Annotated in this window: 23 protein-coding genes and 3 pseudogenes; 16 read left to right on the forward strand and 10 right to left on the reverse strand. The window is 56.6% G+C overall.

Going from position 1 to position 21,115, the window contains the following annotated elements:
- Nucleotides 1–25 precede the first annotated feature (25 nt).
- Nucleotides 26–239: pseudogene (locus ACA060_RS12760) on the reverse strand (integrase); the annotation flags it as partial.
- Nucleotides 240–926: 687 nt separating this feature from the next.
- Between ACA060_RS12760 and rimA the strand changes: the two are divergent.
- The 4 genes from rimA (at nucleotide 927) to ACA060_RS12780 (ending at nucleotide 4,465) form a co-directional block, all read left to right on the forward strand.
- The gene (gene rimA, locus ACA060_RS12765) at nucleotides 927–1,700 is read left to right on the forward strand and encodes a S6 modification regulatory phosphodiesterase RimA (protein WP_497317653.1); all 774 of its coding nucleotides are present in this window, start codon (nucleotides 927–929) and stop codon (nucleotides 1,698–1,700) included.
- Nucleotides 1,701–1,928: 228 nt separating this feature from the next.
- Entirely contained in the window at nucleotides 1,929–2,288 is a 360-nt protein-coding gene (locus ACA060_RS12770; RefSeq protein ID WP_497317655.1) for a hypothetical protein, read from the forward strand.
- Nucleotides 2,289–2,290: 2 nt separating this feature from the next.
- Nucleotides 2,291–3,580, forward strand: a complete 1,290-nt coding sequence (locus ACA060_RS12775) for a sensor domain-containing diguanylate cyclase (protein ID WP_497317657.1) — start codon at nucleotides 2,291–2,293, stop codon at nucleotides 3,578–3,580.
- A gap of 585 nt (nucleotides 3,581–4,165) precedes the next feature.
- Complete coding sequence (locus ACA060_RS12780; protein ID WP_497317659.1) at nucleotides 4,166–4,465, forward strand: hypothetical protein; 300 nt, start codon at nucleotides 4,166–4,168, stop codon at nucleotides 4,463–4,465.
- A 79-nt stretch (nucleotides 4,466–4,544) separates the two neighbouring features.
- Here ACA060_RS12780 and ACA060_RS12785 read toward each other — a convergent pair whose 3' ends face one another.
- Both ACA060_RS12785 and ACA060_RS12790 read right to left on the reverse strand, forming a co-directional pair.
- Nucleotides 4,545–5,027 carry a GNAT family N-acetyltransferase gene (locus ACA060_RS12785; RefSeq protein ID WP_109630452.1) on the reverse strand — a complete coding sequence of 161 codons (483 nt, stop codon included), beginning with the start codon at nucleotides 5,025–5,027 and terminating at the stop codon, nucleotides 4,545–4,547.
- Between the two features lie 208 nt (nucleotides 5,028–5,235).
- Complete coding sequence (locus ACA060_RS12790) at nucleotides 5,236–5,682, reverse strand: GNAT family N-acetyltransferase (RefSeq protein WP_497317661.1); 447 nt, start codon at nucleotides 5,680–5,682, stop codon at nucleotides 5,236–5,238.
- Nucleotides 5,683–6,385: 703 nt separating this feature from the next.
- On the opposite strand from ACA060_RS12790, the gene ACA060_RS12795 reads away from it, so the two are divergent.
- Complete coding sequence (locus ACA060_RS12795) at nucleotides 6,386–6,745, forward strand: DUF6124 family protein (protein WP_497317663.1); 360 nt, start codon at nucleotides 6,386–6,388, stop codon at nucleotides 6,743–6,745.
- Nucleotides 6,746–6,954: 209 nt separating this feature from the next.
- On the opposite strand, the gene ACA060_RS12800 is transcribed toward ACA060_RS12795, so the two are convergent.
- The 3 genes and pseudogenes from ACA060_RS12800 to ACA060_RS12810 all read right to left on the reverse strand — a co-directional run bounded on the left by ACA060_RS12800 (nucleotide 6,955) and on the right by ACA060_RS12810 (nucleotide 8,339).
- The gene (locus tag ACA060_RS12800; protein WP_497317665.1) at nucleotides 6,955–7,314 is read right to left on the reverse strand and encodes a DUF7079 family protein; all 360 of its coding nucleotides are present in this window, start codon (nucleotides 7,312–7,314) and stop codon (nucleotides 6,955–6,957) included.
- 99 nt (nucleotides 7,315–7,413) lie between these two features.
- Nucleotides 7,414–7,593: pseudogene (locus ACA060_RS12805) on the reverse strand (PAAR domain-containing protein); the annotation flags it as partial.
- A gap of 125 nt (nucleotides 7,594–7,718) precedes the next feature.
- Nucleotides 7,719–8,339 carry a LysE family translocator gene (locus tag ACA060_RS12810; protein WP_109630464.1) on the reverse strand — a complete coding sequence of 207 codons (621 nt, stop codon included), beginning with the start codon at nucleotides 8,337–8,339 and terminating at the stop codon, nucleotides 7,719–7,721.
- Nucleotides 8,340–8,812: 473 nt separating this feature from the next.
- Between ACA060_RS12810 and ACA060_RS12815 the strand changes: the two genes are divergently transcribed.
- On the forward strand, nucleotides 8,813–9,175 hold the full coding sequence (locus tag ACA060_RS12815) for a DUF6124 family protein (protein ID WP_497317667.1): 363 nt from the start codon (nucleotides 8,813–8,815) through the stop codon (nucleotides 9,173–9,175).
- Between the two features lie 168 nt (nucleotides 9,176–9,343).
- On the opposite strand, the gene ACA060_RS12820 is transcribed toward ACA060_RS12815, so the two are convergent.
- Entirely contained in the window at nucleotides 9,344–10,240 is an 897-nt protein-coding gene (locus ACA060_RS12820) for a DMT family transporter (protein ID WP_497317669.1), read from the reverse strand.
- Between the two features lie 87 nt (nucleotides 10,241–10,327).
- On the opposite strand from ACA060_RS12820, the gene ACA060_RS12825 reads away from it, so the two are divergent.
- From ACA060_RS12825 to ACA060_RS12850, 6 genes are all read left to right on the forward strand, one after another.
- Nucleotides 10,328–11,659, forward strand: coding sequence for an aminotransferase-like domain-containing protein (locus ACA060_RS12825; protein ID WP_109630473.1), 1,332 nt, complete (start codon nucleotides 10,328–10,330; stop codon nucleotides 11,657–11,659).
- Nucleotides 11,660–11,666: 7 nt separating this feature from the next.
- Nucleotides 11,667–11,966: a sterol desaturase family protein gene (locus tag ACA060_RS12830; RefSeq protein ID WP_497318232.1), complete on the forward strand. Its 300-nt coding sequence runs from the start codon at nucleotides 11,667–11,669 to the stop codon at nucleotides 11,964–11,966.
- Between the two features lie 102 nt (nucleotides 11,967–12,068).
- Nucleotides 12,069–13,028: a Bug family tripartite tricarboxylate transporter substrate binding protein gene (locus ACA060_RS12835; RefSeq protein ID WP_109630478.1), complete on the forward strand. Its 960-nt coding sequence runs from the start codon at nucleotides 12,069–12,071 to the stop codon at nucleotides 13,026–13,028.
- Entirely contained in the window at nucleotides 13,025–13,519 is a 495-nt protein-coding gene (locus ACA060_RS12840; protein ID WP_497317672.1) for a tripartite tricarboxylate transporter TctB family protein, read from the forward strand. The genes ACA060_RS12835 and ACA060_RS12840 overlap by 4 nt, the downstream gene beginning before the upstream one ends.
- 24 nt (nucleotides 13,520–13,543) lie before the next feature.
- Nucleotides 13,544–15,052, forward strand: coding sequence for a tripartite tricarboxylate transporter permease (locus ACA060_RS12845; protein ID WP_497317674.1), 1,509 nt, complete (start codon nucleotides 13,544–13,546; stop codon nucleotides 15,050–15,052).
- A 77-nt stretch (nucleotides 15,053–15,129) separates the two neighbouring features.
- Nucleotides 15,130–15,717: a LysE family translocator gene (locus tag ACA060_RS12850; RefSeq protein ID WP_497317676.1), complete on the forward strand. Its 588-nt coding sequence runs from the start codon at nucleotides 15,130–15,132 to the stop codon at nucleotides 15,715–15,717.
- On the opposite strand, the gene ACA060_RS12855 is transcribed toward ACA060_RS12850, so the two are convergent.
- Both ACA060_RS12855 and ACA060_RS12860 read right to left on the reverse strand, forming a co-directional pair.
- Complete coding sequence (locus tag ACA060_RS12855; protein WP_497317678.1) at nucleotides 15,718–16,551, reverse strand: AraC family ligand binding domain-containing protein; 834 nt, start codon at nucleotides 16,549–16,551, stop codon at nucleotides 15,718–15,720.
- A 109-nt stretch (nucleotides 16,552–16,660) separates the two neighbouring features.
- A pseudogene (locus ACA060_RS12860) lies at nucleotides 16,661–16,789 on the reverse strand (VOC family protein); the annotation flags it as partial.
- 266 nt (nucleotides 16,790–17,055) lie between these two features.
- Between ACA060_RS12860 and ACA060_RS12865 the strand changes: the two are divergent.
- Together ACA060_RS12865 and ACA060_RS12870 are read left to right on the forward strand one after the other, a co-directional pair.
- Nucleotides 17,056–17,304, forward strand: a complete 249-nt coding sequence (locus ACA060_RS12865; RefSeq protein WP_497317680.1) for a transmembrane sensor/regulator PpyR — start codon at nucleotides 17,056–17,058, stop codon at nucleotides 17,302–17,304.
- Nucleotides 17,304–18,458 carry an NnrS family protein gene (locus tag ACA060_RS12870; RefSeq protein WP_497317682.1) on the forward strand — a complete coding sequence of 385 codons (1,155 nt, stop codon included), beginning with the start codon at nucleotides 17,304–17,306 and terminating at the stop codon, nucleotides 18,456–18,458. The genes ACA060_RS12865 and ACA060_RS12870 overlap by 1 nt, the downstream gene beginning before the upstream one ends.
- Here ACA060_RS12870 and ACA060_RS12875 read toward each other — a convergent pair.
- Entirely contained in the window at nucleotides 18,455–19,372 is a 918-nt protein-coding gene (locus ACA060_RS12875; RefSeq protein WP_497317684.1) for a LysR family transcriptional regulator, read from the reverse strand. The genes ACA060_RS12870 and ACA060_RS12875 overlap by 4 nt on opposite strands.
- Nucleotides 19,373–19,485: 113 nt before the next feature.
- On the opposite strand from ACA060_RS12875, the gene ACA060_RS12880 reads away from it, so the two are divergent.
- Complete coding sequence (locus ACA060_RS12880; RefSeq protein WP_497317686.1) at nucleotides 19,486–20,337, forward strand: oxidoreductase; 852 nt, start codon at nucleotides 19,486–19,488, stop codon at nucleotides 20,335–20,337.
- Between the two features lie 314 nt (nucleotides 20,338–20,651).
- Nucleotides 20,652–21,107, forward strand: coding sequence for a (2Fe-2S)-binding protein (locus ACA060_RS12885; RefSeq protein ID WP_010459764.1), 456 nt, complete (start codon nucleotides 20,652–20,654; stop codon nucleotides 21,105–21,107).
- Nucleotides 21,108–21,115 lie beyond the last annotated feature (8 nt).

The following is a 21,115-nucleotide window of genomic DNA, read 5'->3' on the forward strand; positions in this document are numbered from 1 at the left end:
AGTTACCATCGTGCCACCTGTGTTCATGGGCGACGTCGCGCACGGCGGAGCGTGGTTAAGTCGCAGGCCCGAAGCTTGCTGTCGATGGCCATATCGAAGAGCGCAAGATCACGGGTTCGTTCTGCAATTTGAAGCCTTCCCCGGATGGCCCAGATATCTCTCAGTCGGAGTGGAGCTTTCTGCCCAACCAATTTTCCTTTGTTCCAGGGCTGACGGCTGCGGGTAGCGAAGATGTTCATGACTAGTCCTCCACGTGTCGAAGGCAACGACGCCTGATGGTCAATACTTTGTGGTCAAAGGGCAGCTCTGGCGGTGTACCAACCCATCGCTGAGTGAGCGATGTGCGGTCAACGAGCTAATGGCCGCTCGTCGTGAGGTTAAGGCAGCGAAAGTCTCTGGCGATTCTGAGCAGTTAAAGAAGGAAAGGCCCCCACAAAGCGGATCTATTAAATGATTCAAAAAGGTTCGAGGTCGAGCTGAGATGCCATTCGTGTCCTAGTAGATGGCGGTTCCCCTGCAATCGTGCGATGCAGAATGCTAGTAAGTGGTTCTCAATACCTTGGCGCACCATGATCACCTAGCCCGCTTGGCAAATGAATATCCATCGCCCCTCCCTTAGTGTTGTCTGAACTCATCCGAATTACGATTACTGGTTCCCTCCATTTACGCCTTCAGGATATTTCGAGATCGGACAACGTGAGGAAGCTAACAAAATGCGTGCCAACACCCTCCGAAAACCATCATCTTATACTTTTGGCTAAAAAACACATATTTGCCGCGCTGCAAAAAATAATCAGCAATAGACTGCTACACTCCGATTTTCGAGTGGAAAGCTAAGTAAGGCACTCTGAGTGATTTCACTATTCACTCCAACGTTCAGGATTAACTAAATAATATAAATAATATCCAACTATTTGGAGTGCGACGTGACCGTTTTCCCGAACTCATTGACTTCGCCCAGTGGTTGCCAAGGATGCAAAAGCTCCTTAGAACTGGATTTAGATTTCACCTTCGCTTATCAGCCGATCGTGGACGTACGTGATCAGTCGATTTTTGCACATGAAGCATTAGTTCGGGGCTTCAACGGTGAAGGCGCGCTGTCAGTGCTCGAGAAAGTCAACGATCAGAATCGCTATGAATTCGATCAATTGTGCCGCGTTCGGGCTATTTCTACTGCAGCGCAGCTCGGCATGACCCAACATCTATCGATTAACTTTCTACCCAAAGCTGTCTACCGTCCAGAACTGTGCATTCGAAGCACACTCGAAGCTGCACGAGTTAATAATTTCCCCCTCGATCGGTTGATTTTCGAGACGGTTGAAAGCGAATATGTTGATAACAATCACCACCTAACCAATATATTATCAAAATACCGAAAGTTTGGATTAAAAACGGCAATTGATGACTTTGGTGCGGGTTATTCAGGGTTAAACTTATTAGCAGATTTTCAGCCGGATTTTATTAAGCTGGATCTTGCGTTGGTGCGCAATATTCATCTTGACTCCGCTCGCCAGGCTATCGTGCGTGGCATTGTTACAATGTGCGCCGATCTAGATGTAAAAATCATTGCTGAAGGTATAGAAAATTCGGAAGAACGGAATTTTCTTGCCGGCTGCGGAATTTTTCTAATGCAAGGTTTTTGGTTCGCCAAACCTGCATTTAGATCAATGGCTTCCATCGATCCAAGCGCTTGGATATAAGTAAAAATCCACAAAGTCTTATCGATCACATTTAATATTTGGCTAAGATAACAGCCGCGACATCGCCGCCATTATCCACTGGACCGATAAAACTTAGAATAATAATTTGCAATTGGTCCTTGTCATATATTGGTTGCGGAAAGGGTGAGCACCCTGCATCAAAAGTTGACTGAAGATAGGCTGGCAGAAAGTGCTCAAATTGATATCGAACTTAGCGAGTGAATAGAAATGAATCTTACGTTCGAAGAAGCATCGATACAATCATTATTGGATGCGCCTGACCAACTGGATACTCTAAACTTCGGCATAATTGGTTTTAACGATGCTTCAGAAGTGACGATTTACAATACTTTTGAAGCTACAAGTGCGGGCTTGCGACAGGCACGTGTTTTAGGTAAAAATTTATTTGTGGAAATTGCACCCTGCCTGAATAACGCCATGGTCGCTCAAAGGTTTGAGAATGAATCTGAGTTAGACGTGATTATTTCTTACGTTCTGGCGCTTCGAATGCGGCCAATCCCCGTCAGATTAAGACTACTTAAAAAAATCAATAATAACACCCGCTTCCTACTGGTTGAATGGGCATAAAAATGAGTGGCATTGAGCAGGATAATGACTCAATCGAGTCAGAGTACGAAGCGTTACTTTCATTCATGTATCTGTCACCCGTAGGACTGGTAAGAACCAACCCCAGCGGAAAAATTGATATGCTTAATCCTATGGCAACACAATTGTTGATGCCATTGGTTAAAGCTATTGGCCTTGAGAATCTGTTTGAAACACTTGCTTCCGTTGCGCCTGAATTACGTAACCTTGTGACAAGTTTTAGGGAGTCATGCGGATCAATATGTGTAAATCATAGAATTCACGTGACGTCCGCAGCCGACGGAGGTGTTGTACTGTCATGTACTATTGTGAAGGTCAACGACGATGTTTTGATAACAGTTTTGACTGATATCTCTTGCCAAGTTGCAACTGAAAGGAGGCTAAGGCAGACCGACTCATGGCTTGACGCCATTTATACTGTTGTTAACGATTTCGCAGTCCTCGGTTTGACTAAGCAGGGAGAGATTAATAGGTGGAGTCCCTCAGCAGAGCGTTTGACGGGATACTCGGAATCTGAGGCTATAGGTGAGACGTTGCGCCACTTCTGTAATCTTTCCGCCATGGATGTGCACGTTTTAGGTGAACATCTGGCATTCGCACGTGAGGAAGGTTGGCATTCACGAGACTATTATTGCCAACACAAATCGGGACACAATTTTTTTGCTCAGGCAATGATCGCCGTTTTGCGTGAAGAGGATGATGAGTTCTCTGGATATACTGTGGTGTTTCGGGATATTACCGAGCGAAAGGTGTCGAGCGAGAATCTTGCTGACTTGCTAACTAAAGATCACCTCACAGGTGCAGTTAACCGGGCTCATTTTTTCAACCTTGCGGAGAAAGAGTTTGCTCGAGCAACTCGATATAGACAGTCAATATCGATAATCATGTTAGACGCTGACCACTTCAAACTTGTTAATGATCGTTGGGGGCATCCGATTGGCGACGAAGTTCTGAAGTCAATTGTTAAAGTTTCCGAGGGGGTTCTTCGGCCCGCGGACACTATAGCCCGGTTCGGTGGAGAAGAGTTTGTGATTATGCTGCCCAATACCAACAGCCTCGAGACGTCCGTTATTGCAGAGCGACTCAGGAGCAGCATTGAGGCATCTAGTGTCGATGCTGGTAGCGAGGGAATTAAAATCACCGTCAGTATTGGATGTGCGTCGATGAATGAATCGCGATCCACTCTCAAGCAGTTGTTAGTCTCTGCAGATAGTGCGCTCTATCACGCAAAATCCAAGGGTAGAAACTGTATAGTTGATATTTGTGAATTCTAAATTGATGGCATCTCGTGGGTTAACACGAGATAGGCAAGTGAATTACCTAGATCTCAAATATTCCTAGAGGGCTTTGTGTTTCTTGATTTCAAGGGTCTCATTAGTTTTTAATAAGGCTCTCTTGTTGCACATGCTTCGCGATACCCAAAAACTCGACCGGATCAATGCCATAGCGCCGTCAGGTTTCTATAGCTCCAATACCCCCGGCATGCGACCTGCAATCCTTGCAATAACCCCTCATGGCGTTGGCAAGCGCGAGCTCATTTTCGTAAAGTTTTTCGAGGATTTCCGGCAGATGAGTGTTTGCTTACTTGGCGACATTTCATCAGCGTGAAAGGAAAACTTAGCAGTGGCAAGACGGCGTGCACTAGCTTCATGGTGATTTAGGTTGTATGACCGAGTTAGCAAGGCATGAGCTATCTCCGAGCTAGTAGAGGTTCCCGAATGGCCGCTTCTGGCCGATTTCTGCCTGTTGCGACGGGCCGCAAACAACCCGAAGCGGTCTTTTGCTTTTGCCTGTCTGCGAGTTTATATAACCTCGCGAAATTCGTTTCGCACACTCGTTGCAATATCTAGGATCCTTTTATGCTGACTGACCAGACCAGGCTACTCGCCCTCGCATTGCTTGAGATTAGGACATTGCTTGCTGATTATCTGGGCAGCGATGTCGATGCTCCAATGAGCGTCCGTGTCGCGGCGCATATGGCCTATGCACTCCACAATGAGGCGGAGGCTGCATACAGCAACGCTGAATTTCAGATCGACCACGCAACTCGGAAAATCGCCGCGATCGATGAGATTCTTGGTGTTACGGATGGTGCCGCGTTGTTGAGCAGATTTGAAATCGAGGCCAAAGTCATTCTGGATAGCGCTCAACCTGGATGACCGCTTCTGGCCCAGAGCTGTCAGTTATGAACCCAGCAGAAGTCCCTCGAGCCTCTTTTGACCTTGAGGGGGATCGCCTTTACAGACGCATTCCCATCTCGAAAGCACGAGTTTCAAACCCGAACTCTGTGTACATGCGAGCAGCGCGTGCATTGAACGGCCAGACGGACAACCTCAAGTCCTGGGCGTCATTTTCGATAGCCCAGTTTTTAACGAGCTGAATAAGCATACGTCCAATACCTTTCCCCCAAAATTGCTCGGCAACACATACCGATCCAATGCGAACAACATTCAGCGGTTGCATCAGCGGCCCAGAGCTTGCCGACAAGCTGGCGGTTATGAAGGCTGCGGCCTGGTGACCGACATTCGCGATGAATACAACCTGACCCGGTTTCTCGAAAAGACCTGACCAGTGAGGAAGATCGCGCGAAAAGTCTTGGGTGGCAGCCGCGTAAATATCGGGGCGGGCAGCGTGGTGCACCGCGTTAAGCAATTGTCCTAACTCACAAATGCTCAATGCGTCTTCTACCGTTGCTGCTCGGTAAGTAATGGCTTCGTCCATGATGTGCAGCTCTCCTTGATTGTATGGGTGGTTCGCAGGGCTCCCGGTCTTTGTCTCATGGCAGGGATGATATTCCAATGGCTGCTTTTGGGCTGTGGATTCAACCGGTCGATGCAACAGATTTGCTAAATCCGCAGGCCGAAAGCAGCCATTCCGGACGCTCCTGCACGCAAGAGTGATCGCCATGCGTGGAAGGACTATCCATTAGTCATTTGATATGTCGGTAGACCTTTGTTGTACGGACCGAAAATCCTGCCCCCTCATATAAACGATGGGCAGATTCACGATCTGGATTGGAGGTTAAATCCAGAGTTCTCGCGCCGAGGTCATGGCTTTTTTCTATTGCTGCTTGTATGAGTGCTTTGCCGACCCCTTGACCTCGAGCACTGGCATCTACTACGACGTCTTCGATCCAGGCACGAATGCCTGTCGGAATGCGAAAATGAATTAGGGTTAGCGCCCCCAAAATGCTTCCTCCACCTGCTGCTCTCACTACCAATAAATCGGAACACTCTGAATCCACAATCTGCTCCAAATCTTCCATTGTCATCGCTTGAGCGTTTCTGGAAAGCTGTGGGAGAAGGTCATTCAAAGATCTGAGCAGCATAGGATCGGTTTCTTGAACCACCTCGACAATAGCGGATTGGTTTGTCATTAGAGATCCTCAAGTGAAGGGGGGTGAAGCTTCAATGGTTCAATTCGACACACTACTCCAAAGGCTCTGCGAGTGACCGCTTCTGGCCCAGAGTGTGTCATAACCCTTGTTAGCCGCTTCCACTCCGGAATGTTTTGGCTTACTCAGCCTAGGTCAGACATCAGTTGCTCACTTCCCTTCAGGTATTTTTCAATTAGCTCTTTGAAGGGGACGCGGGCCTGCAGGTTGGTTCGCATTTTTATTTCTCCGGCAAAATAGTGACTTCATCCGCGTGCGGTGGTGTAGGCAAGTCGCCGTACACTTTTGTTGCTTTTCGTGAGTGCGCGCCCGCTCATTCAACATGATTTGAGGGGGAGTGTTTAAACTCCGCCGAGTTTACTTCTTGAAAGCTACAAATCCTTGCGCCGTTGCCTACGGCTGCGCCAGAATCCGCCGGCTTGTGTGTCGTAGCCCTTGGTTCTATCGTTTCCGTGCCGCTGATCATTCAGCGGTCGGGCTTGGAAACTCGACGGGTAAACGACACGAAAGCACCTCTTCATAACGTATTTTTTTCGCACTAAGTGCATTGCGTTATGGCGGCTGTGCGTGGGAGACCTTATAGGTCTGCCGGGCTCGTTTACCCTGGTTTTCCAACCCGCGTACAGCTGCCACCCCTTCGCTTGGAAACGAACGTGGCAGCTTCACCAGTAAACGAGGTTTCACCATGTTCAAAGTCACACCAAACCCGCCGGTCACCGATCCGGTTTCCCCATACGAACCTGATTCAAAGAAGCTCAACGAGGCTGCGGAACGGGCGCTCGACTTCCACTTCCCGTCAAATGCCGATATCAAAGCCACTCCGCGAATACGCAGCACCCTGTTTTCCGTAGACCCTGAGGCCACCGCCGAAACCCTGGCGGTTTATCTGGTCGAGATCCTGGCCTCGGTCGATGTGATGGTCCATCAATTGGTGGATCATCTGGAGGGTGAATCGCGTTACGCCTTATTGGGCATTTCCAACAGCATCATGATGGCGGAGATCACAGCGAATCGAGTGTTGGATACGATTGATCTGCCCAAGTAGGTGCCGCTTGCTGTGGAGAGTGGCTAACTGATGTTTGGTTGTTAATCAGGGCCAGAAGTTGCATAGCAGCGACTCGCTGCGTTTCAAACGCGATGAAAACCCCCGGTGGTTTGCTGATCACTGGGGGCTTTTGTTGGCAGCAAGACCGGCCGGCTTTATCGCTGGTCAAATGCTCCCCCGGTCACATGTTGCTTATCGCCTCGTTCTTGTTAAGCACGAAATTTCATGAGCTCCTTCCAAATGTAACCGTAGCTGTAGCGAAGCCATGCAACTTTTAACAAGTCGAATCTACGTCGTAGCCAACTGTTTTCTCGCGCTTTTAGCTCTTTGGTTATTTCATCTAACAACCACTCATCCTTAAAACCAGTCCAGACAGGAGGGACGGGCGTTTCAAGGTTGCTGAAACACACAGGCGCGACCTCTGAGTACAAGATCTCCTCAACGACCTTTGGGTCATAGCCCCGGATTCTTTCTGCGATAGAGGCGTAGTCGACAGAGCTGTCTACAAAAGCCTCTGCCAGTGCGATCTGGATGCTTGCTCGTTCCGCAGGAGTCAGAATATGTACCAATGGGTGTGCTCCTTTAGCTCTGCGTCGAACGCTCCCCGGTCAATAGCTTCGTCCGCTTTAAGCACGAACTCCATCCCAATGCCTACGCCCTTCAGCACTAAACACGGTGCCGGACACTTCCGAGGCTAGCGCACTACCGCAGGTACACGTGTCACCTTTGCGAGCGGCTGCAAGACCGTCGAAGAACACATCAGGAGAACCGGAGGCGATAGCTTTGGAACCGTGCCCCGGGATGGGACAACTGGTTGGGTCGGTAATTCGTGCAGCTGGCTTTGCCATGCTTGACTCCCTGTCAACGAATTTAAAGGGGGGCGACTGTATCAGACTTGCTCTGAAAAATGGCTCGCGAAGCGAGGCATAAGACGAGCTGAGCGACGGCTCCACCGGAAAGTTTGCCCTGGAACTCAGGCGCGGCGCGCCATCAACAGCACCGAAGCCGCCGCCGACAACAACCCGGCGCAGCAACGATTGAATATCCGCTTGCCCCGAGGCTCGGCAAACCAGCGGCGCATGTGCAGGCCCATGTAGGCGTAGGCGCTGATGGCGATCCATTCCAGCATCAGGAACAACGCGCCGAGCAGCGCGAACTGCGGTGCCACCGCGCGGGTCGGGTCGACGAACTGGGGCAGGAACGCGGTGAAGATCAGGATTGCCTTGGGATTGCCGGCCGCCACCAGAAACTCCTGTCGCGCCAACGCCAACACGCCAACCGACGCCCGCGTCACTGCCTGCTCGGCCCCCGGATCGGCGCGCCACAACTGCCACGCCAGGTAAAACAGATACGCCGCGCCGACAATTTTGATGCCATAGAACAGCAACTCGGACGTTTGCAGCACCACCGCCAACCCGGCCGACGCCAAGGCAATCATCCCGGCAAACGCCAGCAACCGCCCGATCCCGGCCACGCACGAGATGCGGTAGCCGTAGCGGGTCGAGTTGCTGACCGACAGCAGATTATTCGGGCCCGGCGCCATGTTCAAGGCGAAGCAGGCGGGGAGAAACAGCGTCAGCGTGGCGAGGTCCATGACAGGTCTCTGGTAACGAGAACGGTATTTTTATCATGGGACCCGGGTGGCATTCCCCGTACAGCGGTGGACGCAAGTCGCCGTACACTTTTGTTGCTCGTGGTGAGTGCGCCCCGTTCATTCAACAGGTTTGAGAGCGCTTGTTTAAACGCCATCAAGTTTACTTCCTGAAAGCTACAAATCCTTGCGCCGTTGCCTACGGCTGCGCCAGAATCCGCCGGCTTGTGCGCCTAGGGCCGGGCCTCTATCGTTTCCGGGTCGCTGCCAATTCAGCGTCCGGATTTGACCGTCCGATTCAATCAAGGCGTACCAGTGCCCAAGAAAAGCGTCCGGCTTTTTTGCGGTGGCTGTGCGTGGGACATCTTCGGGTGTGCCGGATGCCTTGATTTCCGGTCGGTCAACCCGCGTACAGCTGCCACCTCTATTCGTTTGACCGCGAGCGGTGGCGGCTCCACTAATCAAGGAGCAACACCATGTTCAAAGCCACGCCCAATCCCCCGGAAACGGACGACGTTTCCCCCTACGAATCCACCGATTCCAAAAAACTCAACGATGCCGCCGAGCGAGCGCTCGACTACCACTTCCCGTCGAACGCCGACATCAAAGCCATCCCGCGAACCCGCAGCAGCCTGTTTTCCGTAGATCCCGAGGCCACGGTCGAAACATTGGCGGTTTATCTGGTCGAGACACTGGCCTCGGTCGATGTGATGGTGCACCAGTTGGTGGATCATCTGGAGGGTGAATCGCGTTACGCGCTGTTGGGTATTTCCAACAGCATCATGATGGCGGAGATCACCGCGAACCGGGTGTTGGATAAAGTTGATCTGCCCAAGTAGGGGTGGTCTACGGTGGTAATGGGGAACTGATGTTTGGCTATCTATCAGGGCCAGAAATGGCATAGCAGAGACGTCGCGACGTTTTAGCGCGAAGAAAACGCCAGTGGTCTGCCGATCACTGGGGTTTTTTGTAGCCGAAAGACCTGCGGGCTTTGCCGGGTACCGGCGTTACTTCGCAAACCTCCTCGCACCCACCACACACAAAATCACCGCAACAGTAACCCCCAGCATGCCGAGACTAACCTGCTCGTGAAGCAACGTAGCCGCCAGCGCCAAGCCAAAAAATGGCTGAAGCAGCTGAAGCTGTCCAACGGCAGCAATCCCTCCTTGAGCCAATCCGCGATACCAGAATACGAAGCCGATCAGCATGCTGAAAAGCGACACGTACCCGAGGCTCCACCAGGCTGGCGCGCTGATGCCGGAGAACGAGGAGGGCGTCAGCCACCAGGTCAGCGGCGCCACCACCGGCAACGACAACACCAGTGCCCAGGAAATCACCTGCCAGCCGCCCAGGGTTTTGGACAGCTTCGCCCCTTCGGCGTAACCGAGGCCGCAGGCGAGGATGGCCAGCAGCATGAGGATGTCGCCGGCCGGGGAGGCGGTCAGTCCCTGGGACACGGCGAAACCGACCACCAGCAAGCTGCCCAGGACCGAGAAGAACCAGAACGCCGGCCGGGGACGCTCGCCACCGCGCAGTACACCGAACGCGGCGGTCGCGAGCGGCAACATGCCGACGAAGACAATGGAATGCGCGGACGTCACGTACTGAAGTGCCAGCGCCGTCAGCAGCGGAAACCCGATCACCACGCCCAACGCGACGATGACCAAGGGCAGTAACTGGTGTCGCGCTGGCCGCTTTTCCTTGAACAGCCACAGAATGCACAGCGCCAGCACGCCGGCGATGGTGGCGCGGGCCACGGTCAGAAAGACCGGGTCGAATTCCAGGACGGCCACCCGTGTCGCGGGCAGCGAACCGCTGAAGATCAGCACGCCGATGAGTCCGTTGATCAACCCGCTGGTGTTCTTTTCCATGGTCTGGTTTTGCAGCTTCGAGGTACGTTCCATTTTGAGTTCACTCAGTCGGGTTGCATGAAGCGCATCGTATGACCGACTATCGATACAATCAAAAAATTGTCATGGATACATTTCCCTATGCCGCGCTCTCGGTACAAGTCGCTGGTGGATGCCTTTGCAGCCGATATCCGTTCAGGGCGTTTGCCGCCCGGTACGCGTTTGCCCACGCATCGCCTGCTTGCCGCCAGCCATGGATTGGCCTTGGTCACTGCCAGCAGGGTTTATGCAGAGCTGGAGGCCATGGGCCTGGTCAGTGGCGAAACGGGGCGCGGGACTTTCGTACGGGAGACTTCGCTGCCGCCGAGCCTGGGCATTCATCAGCCCAACGTTGCGGCGGGGATGATCGACCTCAATTTCAACTATCCGTCCGTGCCGGGGCAGGCCGATCTGCTGCGCAATGCGTTGCGTCAGCTCGCGTTGTCCGGCGATCTGGAATCCCATCTGCGCTACCAGCCGCATGCGGGGCGCCCGCACGAGCGGGCATCGGTCGCGCGTCATCTGGTTGCGCGGGGGCTGACGGTGCAGGCCGAGCAGGTGTTGCTCGTCAGTGGCGCTCAGCACGGATTGACGGTGGCCTTGATGGCATTGCTGCAACCCGGTGATGTGATCGCGGCAGATGCCTTGACCTACCCGGGGTTCAAGGTGCTGGCCGAAACGCTGCACCTTGAAGTCGTGCCCATTCCCGGCACCGACACCGGGCCGGATCTGGAGGCGTTCGAAAAACTCTGCCGAAGTCGTTCCGTGCGTGCGGTCTACACCATGCCGACGCTGCATAATCCGCTGGGTTGGGTGATGGCCGCCGATCAACGCGAGCGCCTCGTGGCTATCGCGCGCAAGCATGACCTGCACATCATCGAGGACGCGGCGTACGCGTTTCTGGCAGAGGATTCGCTGCCACCGATCGCGCAACTGGCGCCTGAAAGAACGCTGTACGTTTCAGGATTCTCCAAGAGCGTCGCCACCGGGCTACGCGTCGGATTTGTTGCCGCGCCGCTGCAAACGGTGCCTGCGCTGGAGCGCACGATCAGGGCGACCACCTGGAATACCCCCGGGGTGCTGACGGCGATTGCCTGCGCGTGGATCGATGATGGAACCGTCAGCCTGCTTGAGGCGCAAAAGCGCGCAGACGCCCAGGCCCGGCAAGCCGTGGCCGACCAGCACCTGGCAGGCCTGCACTTCGTGCGCCATCCATCCTCCTACTTCATCTGGCTGCCCTTGTCGGAAGACGCGCGGGCCGACCAGATCGCCATGGCGTTGATGCGTGAGCACGTCGCGGTATCGACCGCAGAACCGTTCGCGACTTCTGTCCATGTGCCCCACGCGATCCGCCTGGCGTTGGGCTCGGTAGACATGGGCGCGCTTGGCGTGGCGCTGGAGAAAGTGAAGCGGGTGGTGGGGGCTTACACATAGCGGAGCCATATCAAGCCAAAACCGGATGACTGCAAGTACACCGCGTTATCGTTCTTCGCGAGCAAGCCAGCATCAGACTCACCACAGCGACGCGCCTCGATACATCAACAAGAACTTTGGAATCAACCTTTCTCTCTGGGACTGGATGTTCGGCACGCTCTACGTCACCACCTCGAAGCCGGAAACCATCCGCTTCGGCACCGGTGAGCAGGACCACGAACGTTACCTGACGGTCTACAGCCTGATCGTCACGCCGCCGAAGGATCTCGTAAAGCATTCAGCTGAGCGAAGGGCGTCACCAAACTGAAGCATGACCTACGCTTGTTCACAGACGCATGTTCAGTGAGCAGGGTTTGCTCCTGAGCGAGATTCAATCGGCACCCACAAAAATAATATCGGGAGACTCCATATGCTCGCCTTGTTCCGTCGCTCCATTGCAGTGGCCATGACGGCTGCCGCGCTCACTACACCCGCGTTTGCGCTGGACACCGTCAAGTTCATGGCCCCAGGCTCCGTCGGTGGCGGCTATGACCAGACCGCACGGGACCTGGGCAAAGCTCTGGTCGAGGCCAAAGCCGCAAAATCCGTCACCTTCGAGAACAAGGGCGGGGCTGGCGGCACGTTGGGGCTGGCGCAATTTGCCAACAGCACCAAGGGCGATCCGAATGCGCTACTGGTGGTCGGCGCGATCATGGTCGCGGGTATTGAGCAGAACAAACCGCAAATCACCTTGAAGGACGTGACTCCGATCGCCCGGCTGTTTACCGAATACAACGTGATTGCGGTACGCAAGGAGTCCGAGTTCAAAACCCTGGACGACTTGCTGAAAACCTTCAAGGACAAACCGTCCAGCATCACCTGGGGCGGTGGCTCCAAGGGCTCGATCGATCACATCGGTATCGCCGATCTGGCCAGCAAAATGGGAATCCCTGTCAATAAGGTCAATTACGTCGCCTTCGCCGGTGGGGGTGAAGTCGTTGCTCAGGTGCTTGGCGGCCAGATCAAAGTGATCACGGGTGGTTATGCCGAACTGGGCCAATACATCAGGAACGGTCAGTTCCGTGTGCTTGCCATCGGCGCACCGGAGCGTATTGCCGACATCGATGCGCCGACCCTGAAAGAGAGTGGCTATGACGTGATTATCGGCAACTGGCGCGGTGTCTACGGTGCCTCGGGCCTTACTCCAGCGCAGCGCAAGGAAGTGACCGACGCCGTCGTGGCCGCCGCCAATAGCGAAGGCTGGAAGAAGAACGTCGAGACCAATAAATGGGCACCCAACGTCCTGACCGGCGATGAGTTCGGCACCTTTGTCGACCAGGAGCATGTGCGGTTGCGTGCAATGCTGGTCGAGGTCGGGTTGATTAAATGAACCCGTCTCGTCGAATCATGCCGGTACAACTGGCGATCGGCTTGGGTGTGGTCGCCATCAGTGCGGTACTGGCGCTCGGCGCCTATGGCTTTCCCGAGGAGATGGGGTTCGTCATCCTCGGTGCGCATGTCTATCCCTACGCGTTAGCGGTGTTCCTCGGCGTGGTCGGTGTGCTGCTGTGCTTTCAGGCCGTGACCGGTGGTTTTCGCGAACTGGCGGACCACGATGACGAGTCCGCGAAAGCGCTGCCCGGCGGCAAACTCGGGGCGGCCTGGGTGACGGCGGGACTGGTGGCCGTGGCCATGCTGATCAACCTCATCGGGTTCGTCCTGGCGGCCGGGTTGCTGTTTGCCTGTTCGGCCCGGGGTTTTGGCAGTCGCCGTCCGGTGCGGGACCTGGCCATCGGCATTGCCCTGACGCTGCCGATCTACTGGCTGTTCAACGCCGGGCTCGGGGTTTCCCTGCCGCCCCTGATCAACGCCTGGCTCTGACCCCGGCCCAAGGAGATAAACACGGTGGATATTCTCTCAAGCCTGGCCGTCGGTTTTGCCGCTGCGCTGACGCCGATCAATTTGATGTGGGGGTTTATCGGCTGCTTGCTCGGCACGGCCATTGGTGTCTTGCCGGGGATCGGACCGGCACTGACCGTTGCGCTGCTGTTGCCGATCACCGCCAAGGTCGACCCCACCGGGGCGCTGATCATGTTCGCCGGGATCTATTACGGCGCGCAGTTCGGTGGTTCGACCACCTCCATCCTGCTCAATACGCCGGGGGAGTCGTCGTCCATGGTCACGGCCCTGGAAGGCAACCTCATGGCCCGTAACGGACGGGCAGGGCCGGCCTTGGCGACAGCGGCGATCGGCTCGTTTGTCGCCGGCACCATCGCCACGGTTATGCTCACCTTGTTTGCGCCGATCGTTGCCACGCTGGCGCTCAAGTTTGGTCCTGCGGAGTACTTTGCGATTCTGGTGTTGTCCTTCACCACCGTGTCGGCGGTGCTCGGCGCTTCGATGCTGCGGGGGTTCGCTTCGCTGGGGATTGGCCTGACGATCGGCTTGATCGGCCTAGACTCGACCTCGGGCATTGCCCGCTACACCCTGGGTGTTCCGGAGTTGGTGGATGGCATCGAAGTCGTGCTCGTGGCGGTCGGTTTGTTTGCCGTGGGCGAGGCGTTGTACAGCCTGCTGTATCAAAAAGAAGAGGCGTCGGGCCGCCACCGGCTGACGTCTTTGTGGATGACCCGCGCGGACTGGAAACGCTCCGTTCCTGCCTGGTTGCGAGGTACGCTGATCGGTTTTCCGTTTGGTTCGATTCCGGCCGGTGGCGCTGAAATTCCAACTTTCCTGTCCTATTCCGCCGAACGCAAACTGAGCAAGTTTCCCAAAGAGTTCGCGGGCAACAAGGGCGAGGGCGCCATCGAGGGGGTTGCCGGCCCCGAAGCGGCCAACAACGCCAGCGCCACCGGTTCTCTGGTGCCGCTACTGACGCTCGGTATTCCGACCTCTGCGACGGCGGCGATCCTGTTGGCCGCGTTCCAGAACTACAACCTGCAACCGGGGCCGATGCTGTTCCAGACCTCGGGCGATCTGGTCTGGACCCTTGTCGCTTCGCTGTACATCGGCAACGTCATCCTGCTGGTGTTGAACCTGCCGCTGGTGGGGTTGTGGGTCAAGCTGCTGCAGATTCCCCGACCGTACCTGAACGCCGGCATTCTGGTGTTCGCCACCATCGGCGTGTATGGCATGCGCCACTCTTCGTTCGACCTGCTGCTGATGCTGGCAATCGGTTGGGGCGGGGTGCTGATGCGGCGTTTCGATTTCCCCGTCGCGCCGGTGATCGTAGGCATGCTGCTGGGGCCGATGGCGGAAAAGCAGCTGCGCAACGCGTTGTCCATCAGCGAGGGTGACTGGATGATCTTTCTGACCCAACCCATTGCCGCGTCGTTCCTCGCGCTGACGCTGCTGGTGCTGGTCGTGCCTCATCTGCTGCACGCTCGGGGCATCAAGTTGCATGAGGATGATTAGGCAGTTTTCTTCAATACGCAGGGCAGGGCGCTCAGTACCTTGAGCGCTGGTTTCTCTGACATTGAAGAAGGTGTGCGATGAGTCTGATTGTCTCCATGGCGACATTTGCGTTGGTTGCTTCGATAACGCCCGGGCCGGTGAACATTGTTGCGTTGAGTTCGGGGGCGCAATTCGGTTTTCGTGCCAGTCAGCGGCATGTGGCCGGGGCCACGTTGGGCTTCGTTTTGCTGCTGGTGCTGATGGGCCTGGGGTTGCATGAGGTGTTGCGGCTGTGGCCGGCGCTGACGCGGGTGGTGCAACTGGCCGGCGTGGCGTTTCTGTTGTTCATGGCCTGGAAACTGGCGGCGGACGACGGCCACATCGACGCGAAAGAGTCGCGCCGGGCACCTTCAATGCTGTACGGCGCGGTGATGCAATGGCTCAACCCGAAAGCCTGGCTGGCGTGTGTGGCAGGCATGGGCGCCTTCGTCGCGGACGGCGAGGCGCGGTTGGTCTGGCAGTTTGCGGCGGTGTATCTGGTGATCTGCTACGTATCCGTCGGATGTTGGGCGTATGCCGGCACCTTTTTGCGCGGGTACTTGAGCAATCCTGCGGGCATGCGCCTGTTCAACCGGATCATGGCGTTGCTGCTGGCGGTGAGTGCTGCGTACCTTTTGATGCCCTGATCAGCCGCGATATTGCCCCGGTGTGGCCGCCAGATGCTGCTTGAACACCCGCTGAAAATGCGCCTGGTCGGCAAATCCCGCTTCCAGCGCAACATCAGCAATCAACTTGCCGTTGCGCAATTGATCACGGGCGAACTGGATACGCCGGTTGACCAGAAATGCGTGTGGCGTCATGCCGTGATGCTGCTTGAAGGCTCGAATGAGATAGGACGGCGACAGTTGAGCCGCTTCGCAAATGTCCTCCAGTTTGAGCGGGTGTGTGCAGTGATCGCGAATATAGTCGGCCGCCCGTTCCAGCTTGAAATTGGGTTCGCGCAGCGGTTGATCGATCGGGTTGAGCCGCTGTTGCACCTCGGTGAAAAACTCCACCGCCGCACTGTGTTTGCACAACACGTCCTGCAGGGGATCCACCAGGATTTCGTACAGGCCGTTGAGGCCGGCGAACAGGTTGCCGTCGCGAGTGTGGGTGATGGAAAACCGCCGGAATGCCGAGTCCTGGCTGAAGCCGAGCTGGTGTTGCAGATCGGTCAGCCAGGGCGTCTCGACGTACAGCATCAAGTACGACCACGGCTGGTCGTCGATCGGATTGCAGGCATGGACATCATCGGGGTTCATCAACACCACGGTGCCGGCGCTGACTTCGAACTGCGCTTGCTCGTGAAGGTAGGTACTGCGCCCGGCCGTTATCGCACCGATGGAAAAGTGCTCGTGGGAATGCCGGGTGTAGCAGACCTCGCGTCCGTCGGCGATAGAGCGGGCTTCGATGAAGGGCAGGGCATCGTCGCGCCAGAAGCGGGGGGCTGTGTCAGCGTCTTTGGCAACGGTGTGCTTCATCGTCAGTGTCCCAGGCAGGCCAGCTACGGAGTGTATTAGCTCTCGCCATCAAAGGCTCGCTGCAAGGCGGCGATGTCGAGTTTTTTCATCTGCATCATGGCTTGCATGGCCCGTTGCGATTTCTTCGTGTGATGACGGTGATTTTCGAATGATCGAAGATCGAACAGTAAAACTTCGCGGCCTCTTCGGCCTGAGTGTCGAACCAGAGGCAGGGAGTCAGTTTTTGCACACGTTGCATGGTGGTTTGCTCCTCTACGGGTTACTCATGCTGGATTATCAGCGTAGCCAGCTTGTAGGCGATTGGCTGGACCGTAGATCGACATGGGCCCTCAGATATAGGTGTGATCGAGTCTAAATGACAAATGTAGTAGTCATACTGACTATTTCTGAATATGGTCGATATGACTCGAACTGCTTCAGGGGGCTGATTTACAAGGACTAAAAAACTGGCACGAGACTTGATAAGTAAAACGTACAACTGAACTGCTACGGGAGTACGGAAAAATGTTCGATTTCTTCAGCAATCCTCAGAACGTTCTGCACCTGTCGAGTCGTGTACTGGGCGCTGGCCTGGCGCTGCTTTTGGCAGGCATCTACGGCGCATACCTCTACAACGGCCACCTGCCCATCGTGGTGCTGGTGTCGATGCATGCGATGACCATCATCGGCCCGACCTTACTCAAGATCGGCTATGTCATGCGCCTGCTGGCCCAGCATCGCTTGGGCACAGGCCTGGTAAGGGTTGCTGCCTGATGCGCAGACTCGCTGCTGCACCGGTCTTCAGTCTCGGGTTTCGACCGTTCTTTCTGGCAGGCGCCGGATTCGCTGCGATCGCGGTGGCGATCTGGGCGCTTTGGCTGTTCGGCCGATTGCCCGGCGCGCAGCCTGTGGGCGGGATGCTGGCCTGGCACCGGCATGAAATGCCGTTTGGTTTTGCCACGGCGATCATCGCCGGATTCTTGCTGACTGCAGTGCCCAATTGGACAGGGCGTCCCGGCCTAAATGGCTGGCCGCTGATGGGGTTGGTGCTAGTGTGGCTGCTGGCGCGACTGGCCTGGTTACTGCCCATTTCCGATAGCCTGTTGCTGGCCTCGCAAGTGCCTTTTCTTCCACTGCTGGCCTGGGCGATCGGACGGGATCTGGTGGCCGCCGGCAAGCGCGACAACTACCCGATTCTGTTGGTGATCGCGCTGATGGCCGGCTGTCAGGGCATAACGCTGTGGGGCATTGCGATTGATGACGCAGTCCTGCAACGGCATGGCGTGTTGTCGGCCTTATGGCTGGTGGCGGCGTTGATGACCGTGATCGGTGGCCGGGTCATTCCCTTCTTCATTCAGCGCGGCTTGAACCGTGCCGCTGCATCCGCCGCTCCCGCGTTGCCAACTCAAGTATTGCTTCTGAGCAGCCTGGTCGCGGCGATGTCCTTTGCTGGCGGGTTGAACGATGAGCCCAGGCGTTTGCTGGCGGCGTTGTTTCTACTGATGGGCGCGCTGCACCTGCTGCGCTTGTGGCGCTGGCATGACCGGGGTATCTGGCGCGTGCCGCTGCTCTGGTCGCTGTACCTCGCGTATGCCTGGCTGGTGGTTGCCGCGCTGGCGATGGCGTTGTGGCATGCGGGCCTGATGCCGCAGCAAAGTCTGGCCACGCACGCCTTGGCGGTCGGCGGTATCGGCGGGTTGATCCTGGCGATGATCGCGCGGGTCAGCCTGGGTCATACCGGGCGCCTGTTGCAGCCGTCGAACACGGTGGTGCTGGGGTTTGCGTTGCTGGTGATCGCCGCGTTGAGCCGGGTGTTTCTGGTGCCGTTTTCCGGGTTCGGTCTAGGCCTTTCGGCGCTGCTTTGGAGCAGTGCTTTCGGCCTGTTTCTGCTGCACTACACCGGCATCTTGCTCAAACCGAGGCTTTAACGTCCCAGCGCACCGCGATCGGCGATCCACTGCGTGGCCATATCGATGAAGGCGCGCAGTTTCGGTTGAGTCTGGGTGCGGCTGGGAAAGTACAGGTACAACGCCGAACTCAGTGGCACAAACGGCTGCAGCACCGGCTCCAGCTGACCGTTCGTCAGCTCGTCGATGATCTCCAGATTGCAGGCGTAAGCCAGTCCGAGCCCGTTCCGGGCGGCGGAGACCAGCAGCTTGCGATCATTGACGAGCACGCTACTCTCGACGCCCACCGTGAAGTCCCTCCCGTCGCGGCGAAACTCCCAGCGATGCGCGCTGCCGGAGCTGGCAAAGCGGAAGCCGATGCATTGATGCCGAGTCAGCTCGTCAGGGCTGAGCGGTTTGCCGGCCTTGGCGAAGTACGCCGGCGAGCCCACCACCGACCATTGCAGGTCCGGCGTCAGGCGCACGGCGATCATGTCTTTCTCGATGGACTCCCCCAGCCGGATCCCGGCATCGAAACCGCTCTCCATCAAGTCGACCGTGGCGTCGTCCAGCGAGATGTCGAGGCTGACCTGCGGATAAGCCTGACGGAACAGCGGCATCAACGGCTCGATCAACAAGGCGCCGGACAGGCGCGGGGCGGTGATGCGCAACGTGCCCATCGGCTGGTCGCGAAAACCGCTGAGCACTGCCAGGGCTTCATCGATTTCATTGGCTGCCGGGCGCAAACGGGCGAACAGGCTGGCGCCGGCTTCGGTCAATGCCACGCGCCTGGTGGTGCGTTGGAACAGCAGCACGCCGGTGCGCCGTTCCAGCAGTTTGATCGCATGACTGACCGCCGTGGGTGTGACCGCCAGCCGGGTAGCGGCGAGGGTGAAGCTTTTGTGTTCGGCCACCGCCAGAAACTCGGTCAAACCGTCGAAAGGATCGTGATTCATAAAGCCGCCATTATGAAAGACAGTTTCATAGTGCTTGTAACACGAGGGCATTTTTCCGGCCAATCTTCCTGCGTACCTTGTGCTCACCCCAACCCAAAACAAGGAACTCGATCATGACCACCTCCCACACCTTCAAACGTGTCTGGCTTATCACTGGCGCTTCCCGCGGAATCGGCGCCAAGATTGCCGCAGCGGCTTTGGCCAACGGCGACGCGGTGGTGGCGACTGCCCGTGATGCAAGCAGCGTCACTCAACGTTTTGGCACGCAACCCGCGTTGCTCGCGGTGTCCCTGGATGTCACCAACGAAGCCCAAGGCATTGCGGTTGCCAAGGCAGCTATCGAGCACTTCGGGCGCATCGATGTGCTGGTCAACAACGCCGGCTTCGGTTTGCTGGGCGCGGTGGAAGAAGCCAGCGCCGATGAAGTGCGCCGGGTGTACGAAACCAACGTCTTCGGCTTGCTGAACATCACTCGCGCCGTTTTGCCGTACATGCGCGCCGCTCGCAGTGGGCATGTGATCAACCTGTCTTCGGTGGGTGGTTATGCATCGGGGCCTGGCTTTGGCGTCTACTGCTCGACCAAGTTTGCCGTCGAAGGCCTGAGCGAAGCGCTGCACGCCGAGTTGGCGCCGCTGGGTGTCAAAGTCACCGTGGTTGAGCCTGGTTACTTCCGGACCGAATTCCTCGAGGGCAATTCCCTGGTCGAATCCCCGTCGACGATTGCCGACTACGACAGCACGGCGGGCGAGGTCCGCAAAATTGCCAAAGCCGTGACCCTGAATCAACCGGGCGACCCGGACAAGCTCGCCCAGGCCATGATCACTCTGGTGGAAGCGAAAAAAGCACCGCTGCGCTTGCCGTTGGGCAGTGACTGCGTCGCGGCGATCGAAGCCAAGAACGCCTTCGTCGCCGATGAATTGCAGACATGGCGCGAGGTGTCGGTGTCCACCGATTTCCAAGCCTAAGCTCGGTCCGTAGCAGCTGCCGAGCCTGCGAGGCTGCGTTCGGCGACGCAGTCGTCGTGAAGTCAGACCCCGCGGTGCCTCAGGAGAACCGTGTTCGCAGGGTTTACGACGAATTCGTCGCCGGACGCAGCCTCGCAGGCTCGACAGCTGCTACAAAGCACCCCGGTTCGCCTTTCATTGTGTGACCGGTGGTCGATGAACCGGTCTCCCTCGGCATTTTGCGCTTAGCTGTAGGGATAACCCGAGGCGCGCGTGTGCATTTTGTTGTCACAGCGACGCCCCTTCAGAGCACCATGAGTCTGAGGAAATTGGCAATGCTGACCCTGAACATCAATGGCAAGGATCAGGAGCTGGATGTCCCCGCGGACATGCCGCTGCTTTGGGTCCTGCGCGATGTCGCGCACTTGACCGGTACCAAATTCGGTTGCGGCATGGCCCAGTGCGGCGCCTGCACCGTGCATGTCGACGGCGCGCCGCTGCGTTCCTGCATCACGCCCGCCACTGCGGTGGCCCACGGGCAAAAAATCCTCACCATCGAAGGCCTGTCCACCGATGGCTCGCACCCGGTGCAGCAAGCCTGGGCCGAACTCGACGTGGTGCAGTGCGGTTACTGCCAGTCCGGGCAGATCATGTCCGCCGCCGCGTTGCTGGCGAAGATTCCCAAACCCACTGACAGCGACATCGATCAGGCGCTCTCCGGCAATATCTGCCGTTGCGGCACTTACCCAAGGATCCGTGCCGCGGTCAAACGCGCTGCCGAGATCGGTTGATGCCACGT

It is taken from the genome of Pseudomonas sp. LBUM1671 (assembly GCF_059695685.1).

Bases quoted from the DNA above. Each gene is read 5' to 3' on its own strand.
- ACA060_RS12770 (WP_497317655.1), top strand. From the start codon at position 1,929: ATGAATCTTACGTTCGAAGAAGCATCGATACAATCATTATTGGATGCG.
- ACA060_RS12775 (WP_497317657.1), top strand. From the start codon at position 2,291: ATGAGTGGCATTGAGCAGGATAATGACTCAATCGAGTCAGAGTACGAA.
- ACA060_RS12780 (WP_497317659.1), top strand. From the start codon at position 4,166: ATGCTGACTGACCAGACCAGGCTACTCGCCCTCGCATTGCTTGAGATT.
- ACA060_RS12785 (WP_109630452.1), bottom strand. From the start codon at position 5,027: ATGGACGAAGCCATTACTTACCGAGCAGCAACGGTAGAAGACGCATTG.
- ACA060_RS12790 (WP_497317661.1), bottom strand. From the start codon at position 5,682: ATGACAAACCAATCCGCTATTGTCGAGGTGGTTCAAGAAACCGATCCT.
- ACA060_RS12795 (WP_497317663.1), top strand. From the start codon at position 6,386: ATGTTCAAAGTCACACCAAACCCGCCGGTCACCGATCCGGTTTCCCCA.
- ACA060_RS12810 (WP_109630464.1), bottom strand. From the start codon at position 8,339: ATGGACCTCGCCACGCTGACGCTGTTTCTCCCCGCCTGCTTCGCCTTG.
- ACA060_RS12815 (WP_497317667.1), top strand. From the start codon at position 8,813: ATGTTCAAAGCCACGCCCAATCCCCCGGAAACGGACGACGTTTCCCCC.
- ACA060_RS12820 (WP_497317669.1), bottom strand. From the start codon at position 10,240: ATGGAACGTACCTCGAAGCTGCAAAACCAGACCATGGAAAAGAACACC.
- ACA060_RS12825 (WP_109630473.1), top strand. From the start codon at position 10,328: ATGCCGCGCTCTCGGTACAAGTCGCTGGTGGATGCCTTTGCAGCCGAT.
- ACA060_RS12835 (WP_109630478.1), top strand. From the start codon at position 12,069: ATGCTCGCCTTGTTCCGTCGCTCCATTGCAGTGGCCATGACGGCTGCC.
- ACA060_RS12840 (WP_497317672.1), top strand. From the start codon at position 13,025: ATGAACCCGTCTCGTCGAATCATGCCGGTACAACTGGCGATCGGCTTG.
- ACA060_RS12850 (WP_497317676.1), top strand. From the start codon at position 15,130: ATGAGTCTGATTGTCTCCATGGCGACATTTGCGTTGGTTGCTTCGATA.
- ACA060_RS12855 (WP_497317678.1), bottom strand. From the start codon at position 16,551: ATGAAGCACACCGTTGCCAAAGACGCTGACACAGCCCCCCGCTTCTGG.
- ACA060_RS12865 (WP_497317680.1), top strand. From the start codon at position 17,056: ATGTTCGATTTCTTCAGCAATCCTCAGAACGTTCTGCACCTGTCGAGT.
- ACA060_RS12870 (WP_497317682.1), top strand. From the start codon at position 17,304: ATGCGCAGACTCGCTGCTGCACCGGTCTTCAGTCTCGGGTTTCGACCG.
- ACA060_RS12875 (WP_497317684.1), bottom strand. From the start codon at position 19,372: ATGAATCACGATCCTTTCGACGGTTTGACCGAGTTTCTGGCGGTGGCC.
- ACA060_RS12880 (WP_497317686.1), top strand. From the start codon at position 19,486: ATGACCACCTCCCACACCTTCAAACGTGTCTGGCTTATCACTGGCGCT.
- ACA060_RS12885 (WP_010459764.1), top strand. From the start codon at position 20,652: ATGCTGACCCTGAACATCAATGGCAAGGATCAGGAGCTGGATGTCCCC.